This window comes from Nocardiopsis lucentensis DSM 44048 (genome assembly GCF_000341125.1).
Lineage (GTDB): Bacteria > Actinomycetota > Actinomycetes > Streptosporangiales > Streptosporangiaceae > Nocardiopsis > Nocardiopsis lucentensis.
Map to the genome: position 1 here is coordinate 1 of NZ_ANBC01000511.1, position 10,807 is coordinate 10,807.

Genomic DNA, 10,807 nt, shown 5'->3' on the forward strand with positions numbered 1-10,807 from the left:
GCGGCGGGGCGCCCCGGGCCCGGCGTCCGGCCGGGCTGACCGGACCGGGGGACGGAGCGGGTGGTTCACGCCCCTCGGGCTTCGGCGCCGCCCCACATCGCCCGTGGCGGCGGACGGTCACAGCAGCGGCGGGTCGAAGTCGGTGATCATCCGGCTGCCCCGCCGCACGGCCGCCGTGAGGTGGTGCTCCCGGCCCTGCGTTCGCACGAGCGCCGTGTGCGTGGTCTCCGCCAGGGCGTCGGCCTCCTCCGAAACGCCCTCCTCCCGCAGGTCGAGCGCCAGGTTGGCCGCGCACGCCAGCGTGTTGTGGTGGTCGTCGCCCAGCAGGGAGCGCAGCCGGCGCAGGGTGCCCCGGCCCAGGCGCACCGCGTTCTTGGTCTCGCCCAGCGCCGACAGGTCGCTGGCCAGGTTGATCGCCACCCCCAACGAGTAGTGGTGGTCGCGGCCCAGCTTGCCGTCCAGGGCGGCGAGCGCCGACTCGTTCATCGACCGCGCCCGCGACGCGTCGCCCAGCAGCCGGTACAGCAGGGCGACGTTGCTCGTGCACCCGTGGTTGTAGGGGTGCTCGGGGCCGTACGCCCGCACGTATCGCAGGTCGGTGTCCTCACCCAGCTCCAGCGCACCCGTCAGCTCCCCGGTCATCCGCCAGATGTTGGTCAGGCACATGGCCGCGGCCAGGGTCTCGGGGTGGTCGATCCCGTACAGCCGCAGGTACCGCGAGTGCACGTCCAGCGCCAGTTCGAGCGCCTCCTCGAACTCACCGGACATGCGGCGGGCGATCGCCAGGTCCATCTGGGTGCGCAGCGTCCTCGGGTGCTCGACCCCCAGCTGCTCACGCCCGTAGGACAGCGCGTCCTCACCCAGGTCGCAGGCCTCGGTGAAGTCCCCCGCCAGGCGCACCGACAGGGCCAGACCGTGCCAGAACGACAGCAGGACCGGCGAACCGGGGGCGGCGCTGCGCCGCTTGTACAGCATGTACGCGCGCTCGTGCCTTGCCTGGGCGCCGGTGAAGTCACTGGTCAGCGCGTAGTCGATACCGAGGTTGTGCAGCGCGCGCAGGGTGGCGGACTCGTTGGGGCCCAGGGTCTCCTCGTGCAGCCGCAGAGTCTCCTCGTCGTGCTCCCGGGCCTGCCAGAAGTCCCCGCGCGCCCGGTAGTCGGCCCCCAGCCCCGACAGCACGTTCAGGGTCTCGCTGTGGGTGCGGCCCAGGGTCCGGCGCACCTTCGGCAGGATGGCGCGGTTGAGGTCGTGGGCCTCCTGGTAGCGGCCCAGGTCGCGCAGCCGGTTGGCGTACAGGCGCTGGGCCTCCAGGACGTGGGGGTCCTCGTCTCCGGAGTCGGCCACCCACTGGTCGATGAACGCGCGCGCGTAGCGGCTGGCGGTCTCGTAGTTGCCGACCACGAACAGGAAGCTGAGCATGCTCAGCGCGAACCTGCGCACCTCGGGGCGGGTGCTCTCCGCCACCCGGGAGGGTCCCACGTGCGGCAGCAGCTCCTGGTAGCGGGCCTGGGCGGCGGGGTCGGTCCGGCTCTCCGGCGCGGACGCGCTGAGCAGGGACCACACCTCGGCGCGGATCGAGTCCCGCATCGCGGGATCGAGCTCCTCGCGCAGCAGGGCCTGGATGAGCCGGTGCACCTGGACGGTGCGGTTGGCGTTGTCCAGCCGCACCAGCGCGTACCGCCCCAGCTGGCCGATCGCCCGGCTCAGGCGGATGGGGTCGGCCATCAGCTCCGCCAGCTCGGGGCGGATCTCCCCGCCCTCCACCGGGAAGAACAGGTCGCGCGGGATGGGGTCGGGGCCGAAGAACGCGCAGCAGCGCAGCAGCTCCATGGCCTCGGGCAGGTTCTCCTGGAGTTTGGCCACCGACAGCTGCCAGGCGGCGGTCATCGGCTCCGGGTACTCGGGGGGCTTGCCCTCGCGCAGGAGGGAGCCGGTGCGCTCGGAGAGCAGCCGCATGTACTCGCGCGCCGACATCCCGGTCTCGGACTGCAGCGCCCCGGCCTGCTCCAGCGCCAGGGGGAGGTGGCCGAGCGCCTCCGCCAGCTCGACCGCGTCCTCGATACTGATCCCCCGGGGGATGCGCCGCTTGAGGAACTCCACGCTCTCGTGCGAGGGAAAGACGTTGACCGACACGGTCCGGGCCACCGCCTCCCAGCGGTGGTTGCGGGTGGTGACCAGCACGTGGCCGGGCCCCTGCGGGATGACGTCGGTGAGGTCTTCGGGCTCGTCGGCGTTGTCGAAGATCAGCAGCCACCGCGCGTACGGCTCGCCCCGGCGCAGCGCGTCGAGGACCCCGTTGGCCGCGTCCTCCACACCGGTCAGGCCGGGGCCGGGCAGGTCCAGGTGCGGGGCCAGGTGGGCCAGCGCCGAGCGGACGAGCCCGGGCTGGTCGGCCATGATCCACCACACCAGGTCGTACTCCTCCCGGTAGCGGTGGGCGTACTCCACCGCCATGAGCGTCTTACCGACGCCTCCGTAGCCCTGGAGGGTGTGCGGTACGACCGCGGTCACCCGGCCGCGCAGCCCGTCGTACAGGCTCTGGAGCTGTTCGGCGCGACCGGTGAAGTTCTTGTTCTGCGGTGGGACCCTCCCCCAGACCTTGGGGAAGCGTGGGGAGTTGGGCCTGGAAGCGCTCACGCGATGTCCTCCGGTTTCACATCGTCCCCACCAGGCATTCTGGATTGGTTTCGGAAGATTCCTGGTGTTGAGTCGAGGATTTCGGTCAGCGGGGTGTGGGAACTGCGAATACGAACTCAGCGTAGGCGAAGATGTTAGGGAAGGACAGGCCGGTGGTAGAAACTCCATGGGACAACCGAAAAAACGGTAAAGGAGGGCGGCTGCCGCGTCAACGCAACCGTTCTCTCCTTTCTCTCTGGTCGGAAGGACATGATCGATGCCACACGAGCACGTCCCCGGGGCGGCCGCCCTGGTGGAGGCGGACGGCCTGACCCTGCGTGACCTCGACGGGTACGGGGACAGCGCGATCGTGCGGGCGCTGCGGTCGGTCCTGGAACCCGGATCGGCCGCCTCGGAGGCGATCGCCGCGTTCACGAGCGATCCGGACGAGGACGGCTAGGCGGTGTTTCTCGGGTCCTTCGCCGCGCTTCGGACCGCCCGTCGCCCTCCACCACCCTCAACCGACGCCTACGGCGCGGCCCCCTCCACAAGAACCCCGCCGACGCCCGAACCACACCCCCTCAGGGGGCCGTTGCGAGAAACACGCCCCAGGCCGTGTCCGTCCCGGGGCCGCCGCTTCGTCCGGGTCCGGACGCCCAGGCGGCCGGGGACGCCTCATCCTCGGGGATGCGTCCGCTTCCGGACCAAGAGCCCCTTCGCGACCATTCCCCACACGTGTTGCCGTGGGGGTCGCGGATCCGGAAAAGGCGCCGGACAATGACGTCCCCGGGGTGAAATCGGAACCCCTCGGGCGCACCGGTGACACCACCGGTCCGCGGGGCCACCGAACCGTTCTCCACGCTTCGGAGATGATTTCATGTCACGAAACTTCGTCGGTCGGGCGCACCGCACGGGACCATTCGTCGGCGCGCGGCCCTTCGGCGCCCGTGACCGCCACCTGTTCCACGGCCGGACGGCGACGGTGAACACCCTCGTCGATGCGTGGAGCGGAACGCGCCTGACCCTTCTGCACGGGGACGCCGGTGTCGGGAAGACCTCCCTCCTGCGCGCGGGGGCCGTCCCCGCCCTCACCGACCGGGGCGCCCGCGTCCTGCCGGTGGGGCACCTGCTCCTCGACCCGGCCTTCCCCAGCGCCGTCCTTCCCGAACAGAACCCCTTCACCCGCGCCCTCCTCGCCTCCTGGAACCCGGGCGAGTTCCCCACCCACGGGCCGGGCACCTCCACCACCGACTTCCTGCGCGACCATGAGCGCACCGACCGCTACGGCCGCCAGCGGCCCCTCTTCGCGGCCCTCGACCAGACCGAACCCCTGCTGCGCGCACCGGACGGCCCCGGACCGCACCGCGCCGCGCTCGTCGACGAACTCCTCGTCGCGCTGGACGAGCACCCCGGGCTGCACCTCCTCCTCACCGTCCGCACCGAGCACCTGGCCGACCTGCGCCGGATGATCGCCGCGCACGGGACCGACCACACCGAGGTGCGCGTCGGAGCGCTGCCCCCCGACTCCGCCGTCCACGCCACCGCCCGCGCCCTCGACACGGCCGGCGTCCGGCGCCCCCTGCCCGTCGCCGAGCGCCTCGTCGAGGAGGTGCGGACCGTCCCCGGCCCGCCCGCCCGGGGCGCCGACACCGCCGCCCTCACCGAGACCGTCGACCCCGCCCTGCTCCAGACCGTCGGCGCGCTCCTGTACGCCGAGGGCTCCGACGCCTTCGCCGCCGACGACGTCGACCACGCCCTCGCCGTCCACCTGAGCCTCGTCCTGGAGGAAGTCGCCGCGGAGCACCTCGTGCCCCGGGACCTGCCCCACGCCTGGCTGCGCCGCGCCGCCGCCGCGGGCGGGCCGGGCGCCCCGCCCCCCGCCGCGGACGGTGTCCGCGACCCCGACCTCACCTGGGGCCTGGTCCACACACTCCAGGACCGCCACCTGGTCGCCCCCGGGGCCGACGGGACCGGCTACCGCCTGCGCCACCCGCGCCTGGCCCGCCCCCTCGCGGACCTGGCGGCCCATCCCCGCATCGAGGCCACCCCGGAACCGTGGACGATCGCCGACCGCGTCGTCGTCGCCCGTCGGGCCCACACCCGGGGTGAGCCCGACCTGGCGGGGGAGCACGCGAGGCGGGCGCTGCGGGCGACCCCGCCGCCTCGACCCCGCGAGCGCGCCCTGCTCACCTCGCTCCTGGGCGACCTCGCCTTCGAACGCGGGGACCCCGCCGTCGCCGCCGCCTACTACGCCGAGGCGGCGGAGCTGCTGGAAGCGGGCGGGGACGGCACCGGTGTGGCGCGGCTGCTCGTCGCCCAGTCGAGCAGCCGCCTCCAGGCGGGACAGCGCGCGGCGGCGCTCGACGGCCTGCGCGCGGCCGCGGGGCGCGTGCACGGGGACCCGAGCCTGCGCACCGGCATCGGCCAGGCCCTGTGGCGCGTCGGGCAGAGCCAGTCCGCCCTCGACGTCCTCGACTCCGTCCTCGTCGGCGACCGGTCGGCCAGCGAGGCCCGGCGCACCCGGAACCGGATCCGCGCCGAGCTGACCTCCGCCCGAGGGCTGACCCCACGCGGGAGCTGGTGACCCGACCGGATGGACACCACCGTGCTGGTCGCCCTCATCACCGGCGCCGTCACAGCCCTGAGCACACTCGGCGCCACCGCCCTGGCCGCCTACCGGGCCGCGCGCACGGAGCGCTGGCGGGCGGAGCACGCCCTGGAGGTGGAGCGGACACGGCACCTGTTCGACCGGGAGCGCCGCCGCGACCAGGAGCTGCGGTCGCGCTTCGACGACGCGCGCAGGGCGGTGCTCCGCCTCGGCATGTCGGTCCGGGTGGTCACGCACATCCGCGCCGAGGGCCCGCCCCGGCCCGGCGACGAGGAACTGGGCGACCTGCTGCGGCAGGCCCGCGCGGACAGCCTGGACGCGGTCGTGGCGGTCGAGCGCCTGCGGGGCGTCCTCCCTGAGGGGCGGCGCGGCCCGGTCGACGAGCTGCGCGACGCCACCGACCGGGCCTTCAACCACGTCCAGGCGAGGACGGGCCAGGTCGGTGACGCCCTTCGGATCCAAAAGGCGCTGGACGCGGGCCTGCGGACGGTCGGGGAGTCGCTGTTCCCGGTGGGGGAGAGGGGCGCGGCGCGGGCGGATCCGACCCGGCGGCCCGAACCAGGGTGAGGACCAGGGCGCACAGGCAGAGCAGCGCTGTGACCGACACGGCGGTGGTCCGCACACCCACCGCCTCCAGCAGGTGGCCCCCGCACAGCACACCGAGGGGGAGCGCCGAGCTGGTGGCCAGACGGACGGTTCCGGTGACCCGGCCCAGGAGCTCGGGCGGCACGCGCGTGGTGTGGTAGGTGGTCACGGTGACGTTCATGTGCGCGCCGACGAACCCGATCCCGCCCCAGGCCAGCGGGAGCACGGCCGCCAGCCATCCGGTGTCCGGCCGCCCGGCCAGGGCCAGGGGCACGGTGACCGCCACCCACGCCCACAGGCACAGGACGACCATGGTGGTGTGGTGCAGGCGCCGGACGAGGGCCGTGGCGGTGAGGGAACCGAGCAGCCCCCCGGCGCCGGTCGCGGCGAGCACCGCCCCGAGCAGGAAGGCGGAGAGCCCGTGTTCGGTGGCCAGGACGACGATGACCAGCCACACCGTCTGGAACAGAGCGTTCGTCGCCGCGCACACCGCTGTGGCCAGGAGGAGGAAGCGGTCGCGGCGCAGGTGGGCGAAACCCGCCGCCGTCTCCCGGAACAGGGCGGACGCCCGCCGCCCCGGAGCCTCGGGCGGCCCCGCCGCGGAGCCCGTTCGCGTGGCCTCCCCCTCCCCCCGGACGGTGGGAGCCCGGACAGCGGCGCGCAGCCGAGGTAGACGCGCCACCAGGCACAGCCCCACCGCCGAGGCCGCCGCGTCGAACACGGCGGGCAGGCCGTGGCCCAGACCGAACAGCGCTCCGCCGAGCGGCCGTCCGGTCATCTGCGTGGCGTGGGTACGGGCCTCGTTGCGGGCCGCGGCCATCGGCAGGTGGTCGCGGGGGACCAGGAGCGGCACGGCGGCGGACGCGGCGGTCGCGTGCAGGGCGGCGCACACGCCGTGGACGGTGGCCGCGGCGGCCAGCAGGGCCACGGGCGCGCCCAGGAGCAGGACCGGGCCGACCAGGAGCGCCACGCACGCCAGGCGCGCGCACTGACTGGCGACCATGACGGATCGGGGGTCGTGGCGGTCAACCACGACCCCGAGCGGCACGTACAGCAGGGTGCGCGGCACCATCCCGGCGGCGGCGATCCACCCGGCCAGGGCCGGGGAACCGCTCTGGTGCAGGGCGATCAGGGGAACGGACAGGGTGAGGGTCATCGAGCCCAGGGCGGACAGCGCGCCGCCCGTCCACAGCAGACCGAAGCGGCGCCGCCAGCGGCGGTCGTCCCGTGTGTTCGGCGATGACCGGGTGCGGGGAGCCGGAGCCGTGCGTGCACACGTGTCGGACATCGTTCTCGCAACCGTCGGGAACCTGGACGTCGGAGCCCGTAGGGGCGGCCGTGGTGGTCGGCGCGGGCACCCCTGGGGTCGTCGGTGGTCCCGTCGCCCCTGCGCCGTGTTCGGTGGGTGACTGACGGTGCGGGTGGGCTGCGCTCATCGTAGCGGGAAAGGGGTGCCCCCACGTGGGCATCAGCGGAAAACGACGGTGGCGGATCGCCGGGTGCGGTGCGTGATCCCGATCCGGTGGGGGCGGCGTCCCGCACGGGGCCGCCGTACCGGATTTGACCTCAACCGCGGTTGAGGTCACAGACTTCCGTTCTGCCCGACCACGACCGAGGGAGTCCCGTGACCGCCCACCCGTCCGCACCCGCCCCCGACCACCTCACCGACCGCTTGCGCTCGGCCCGCAACGCCTGGATGTGCACCTCGCGACCGAACGGCTCACCGCACCTGACCCCCGTCTGGTTCGCCCACGTCCGGGACCGCTGGTGGGTCAGCACCGGCCCGGGCACGGTCAAGGCGCGCAACATCGCCGCCGACCCCCGGGTGTCGCTGGCGCTGGAGGACGGTGACGAGCCCGTCGTTGCCGAGGGCACCGCCACGGTGCACACCGACGCCTTCCCCGCCGACGTCGTGGCCGCCTTCCGCGACCGCTACGACTGGGACGTCGAGGAAGTCGTCGAGGACAGCGGCCGCCCCCACGTCCTGCTGGAGATCGGGGTTCGCCGCTGGCTGATGGCCGGAACCGCTCCGGGGCCGACCTGACCGGCCCCGACCGGTCACCGGGGGAGTGTCGTTCGGGCGTCAGCGGGGTGCCGATGGGGGTGCCGCGCCGGAGGCGTCCGTTGAGGGTGGTGGAGGGTGACGAAGTGGGGGGTGCCGCGCCGGAGGCGTCCGTTGAGGGTGGTGGAGGGTGACGAAGTGGGGGGTGCCGCGCCGGAGGCGTCCGTTGAGGGTGGTGGAGGGTGACGGGCGGGCGAGGAGGAGGATGGAGCACCCCTGGCCGTGTGGGCGCCTGAACACGGTCCGAAGCGCGGCGGAGGACCCAGAAAACACCGCCTAAGCCTCCGGCCAGGCGATCCCGGTGACCCGGTGCGCCTCGGTGGCGTCGGGGTACTCCCACCTTCGGACCAGGCGCTCCACCGCCGCGGAGGGGACCGGCGCGGGGCGGCGGTCCAACCGGGCGCGCAGCACCTGCGGCGGCGCCTCCAGGGACACGATCTCGACCCTGGCCCGGTACGCCGCGGCCAGACCGACGCACCGGTCGCGGACGTCGCGCGACAGGTTGGTCGCGTTCCACACGAACGACCGCCCCGCCCGCAGGTGCTCCCGGGCCAGCTCGTGCGCGGCGGCCGCCACCCGCCGCTGCGGGGCGGTGGGNNCAGCGCGTCCAGACTCACCACCGGAAGGTCCGCACGGTGGGAGCCGATCCACGTGTCCTTGCCCGCGCCGGGCAGCCCGGACATCACGGTCACCGTCGACCGGGTGTCGTCGTGGGCCGCGTAGTCCGGGTCGCGGTCCGGCTTGCGGAAGAACCAGAACCGCGCGTGGTCGGACGGGAAGTCGCGGGGACGCTCCAGGCACCGCTGCTCGGCGCAGTACTCGCGGTACAGGGCGATGTTGTCCACCACCTCGGCGGTGTCACCGCAGCGGCGCCCCAGGATGTCGGCGGTCGCCAGCAGCGCCAGGTCGTCGTTGCGTGCGACCAGGCTCACCCGGAACGCGATCGCGCGCAGGTCGGGGCGTTCCAGGGCCCAGAACGGCACCTGGTGGTGGCGGACCAGAGCGGCGACGTGCTCGCGCCACCCCACCTCGGCCCCGCCCTCCCAGAGCAGGCGGCGCGCCATGAGCCCACCCCGGCGGGAGTGCCCGTGGGCGGTGATCCGGCCGTCCGCCTCCCGCCGGGTACACGCCGCCTTGCCGACGTCGTGCAGGAGCACGGCCGCGAAGAGCCGGACCCGCTCGGGCGCCGGGCGCGCCCGCCACCCGGGCAGCTCCGCCAGGGCCTCGCACGCCATCCGCGTGTGCGTCTCCACGTCGCCCTCGGCGTGGTGGACCGGATCCTGCTCCACACCCGCCATCTTCCGCACCCACGGGAGGGCCTCTCGGACCGCCGACCAGTCCAGCGACCAGGTCGGGGGAGCCGGGCACAGCTCATCGAACAGCCGCATGGAGCACCTCCGGGTCGGCGAGGCCGTTGGCTATCACCGGCCGGTCGAGCCAGTGCGTCCCCGAGTCCAGCACGGCGGTGGTGAACTCCGCGCGCACCCACTTGTACCGGTCGACGGTGCGGTCATCTTCCTCGACCTTGACGTAGAGCCCCTCCATCAGGTCGGAGCCGTCGCTCTCGGCCAGGGCGCGCTCAGGGTCGGCGCCCCCGGCGCGCGCGGCCTCCGCCAGGGCGCGGCGCCAGTTCGGCGTCCGGCAGGTGGAGGGCCCCACGAGGCGGGTCAAGCCCGCCAGGTCGGACAGCGGACCCGAGTACAGGACCGGGACCGACACCACCGGGGTGCCCTCCAACAGCTCGCGGCGGCGCGGCGTGGACAGGAAGACGCCCTCCCGGGTGTCCAGGACGTCGAACTCGCAGAAGAAATGCGGCAGCGCGTCGTAGAACACGGTGTGCTTGGCGTACAGCCACTCGCCGTAGAGCACGTACCGATCGCCCAACCGCGGCCGCAACAGGGGGGCGACGGTCGCCGCCCAGGCCTTGAGCGGAGCGAACTGGCGCTCGCGCGGCCCGCCGGTCAGGAAATGGCCCCGGCTCTGCAACCGCAGCCGCCCCTCGGCGTCGAAGCTGATCCCCGCGTTGGCGCCGTCGAGCTTCTCCTCGACGACCAGGTGCCGCCCCGCAAGGTCACGGAAGGGCGTGGCGGACAGGTCGTCGTCGCCCGGTTGCAGGCGCGACCCCCGGATGTGGCGGGTTCGCGGATACTTGTGCAGCATGCGCCCCTTTGTACCGGGCGGTTGTCTCCGCGGGCCACCGGTTTTCCCGCCGAAGCGGTCGGCGATGTCGGTGTCGGTTGGTAGGCAGGAGCCCATGGGCTACACCACCGACTTCACCGGACACGTCACCGTCACCCCGCCGCTCAACCCCCACGAGGTCGCCTACCTCAGGAAGTTCAACCGGACCAGGCGCATGGACCGCGAGCGCGGCCCCTACCACGTCGAGGGCAGCGGCTTCATGGGCCAGGGCGAGGACCCCGACATCCGCCGGTACAGCGGTCCCCCCGAGGGCCAGCCGTCCCTGTGGTGCGGGTGGACCCCCTCCGAGGACGGCACCCGCGTCCACTGGGACGGTGTGGAGAAGTTCCACGAGGCGGACGCGTGGATGGCCTACCTCATCGACCACTTCCTCAGGCCGGGCGCCCGCGCCGCCGCCTACGAGGGGCCGCACCGGCCCGCCGAGTTCGACCACTTCACGTTCGACCACACGGTCTCCGGGGTCATCCACGCCCAGGGTGAGGACCCCGAGGACCGGTGGGATCTGGTCGTCACCGACAACCGGGTCTCCTAGCCGCGGACCGGGCGGTGCCCGTCGAGGGACGCCGAATCCGCCGCCGCACGCCCCTCGACCCAGCCGTCCTCGCTGTGGGGGCCGCGCACGCGCGAATAGGTCAACTCCCCGAACGCCTCCTCGACGGCGGTCTCCACCTCGCGCTCCCGGGCGGCGAACAGCGGCACCAGGTCGGTGCCCGTCTCGGCCGCCGCGGCCTCCTCGG

7 protein-coding genes and 2 pseudogenes are annotated in these 10,807 nt (G+C 73.9%); 4 read left to right on the plus strand and 5 right to left on the minus strand.

What is annotated here, in order from left to right:
- Window positions 1-117: 117 nt before the first annotated feature.
- Window positions 118-2,637 (minus strand): FxSxx-COOH system tetratricopeptide repeat protein, encoded by a 2,520-nt coding sequence (fxsT, locus tag D471_RS0118005; protein WP_017599903.1) that lies wholly within the window; start codon window positions 2,635-2,637, stop codon window positions 118-120.
- A 256-nt stretch (window positions 2,638-2,893) separates the two neighbouring features.
- Here fxsT and fxsA point away from each other — a divergent pair, with 256 nt between their 5' ends.
- Window positions 2,894-3,076 (plus strand): FxSxx-COOH cyclophane-containing RiPP peptide, encoded by a 183-nt coding sequence (fxsA, locus tag D471_RS0118010; RefSeq protein ID WP_017599904.1) that lies wholly within the window; start codon window positions 2,894-2,896, stop codon window positions 3,074-3,076.
- A gap of 417 nt (window positions 3,077-3,493) precedes the next feature.
- Window positions 3,494-5,200 carry an nSTAND1 domain-containing NTPase gene (locus D471_RS42330; protein ID WP_017599905.1) on the plus strand — a complete coding sequence of 569 codons (1,707 nt, stop codon included), beginning with the start codon at window positions 3,494-3,496 and terminating at the stop codon, window positions 5,198-5,200.
- A 433-nt stretch (window positions 5,201-5,633) separates the two neighbouring features.
- On the opposite strand, the gene D471_RS34970 is transcribed toward D471_RS42330, so the two are convergent.
- Window positions 5,634-7,097, minus strand: a complete 1,464-nt coding sequence (locus D471_RS34970; protein WP_017599907.1) for an MFS transporter — start codon at window positions 7,095-7,097, stop codon at window positions 5,634-5,636.
- A gap of 336 nt (window positions 7,098-7,433) precedes the next feature.
- Here D471_RS34970 and D471_RS0118030 point away from each other — a divergent pair, with 336 nt between their 5' ends.
- Window positions 7,434-7,853, plus strand: coding sequence for a pyridoxamine 5'-phosphate oxidase family protein (locus tag D471_RS0118030; protein ID WP_017599908.1), 420 nt, complete (start codon window positions 7,434-7,436; stop codon window positions 7,851-7,853).
- Between the two features lie 294 nt (window positions 7,854-8,147).
- Here the strand turns inward: D471_RS0118030 and D471_RS34975 are convergent.
- Window positions 8,148-9,259 (minus strand): annotated as a pseudogene (locus D471_RS34975) (AAA family ATPase).
- Window positions 9,243-10,031 (minus strand): RNA ligase family protein, encoded by a 789-nt coding sequence (locus D471_RS0118045; protein ID WP_017599911.1) that lies wholly within the window; start codon window positions 10,029-10,031, stop codon window positions 9,243-9,245. The pseudogene D471_RS34975 and the gene D471_RS0118045 overlap by 17 nt, the downstream one beginning before the upstream one ends.
- 94 nt (window positions 10,032-10,125) lie before the next feature.
- Here D471_RS0118045 and D471_RS0118050 point away from each other — a divergent pair, with 94 nt between their 5' ends.
- The gene (locus D471_RS0118050) at window positions 10,126-10,602 is read left to right on the plus strand and encodes a hypothetical protein (RefSeq protein ID WP_017599912.1); all 477 of its coding nucleotides are present in this window, start codon (window positions 10,126-10,128) and stop codon (window positions 10,600-10,602) included.
- Here the strand turns inward: D471_RS0118050 and D471_RS0118055 are convergent.
- Window positions 10,599-10,807, minus strand: a pseudogene (locus D471_RS0118055) (DUF2786 domain-containing protein); the annotation flags it as partial. The gene D471_RS0118050 and the pseudogene D471_RS0118055 sit on opposite strands and share 4 nt — an antisense overlap.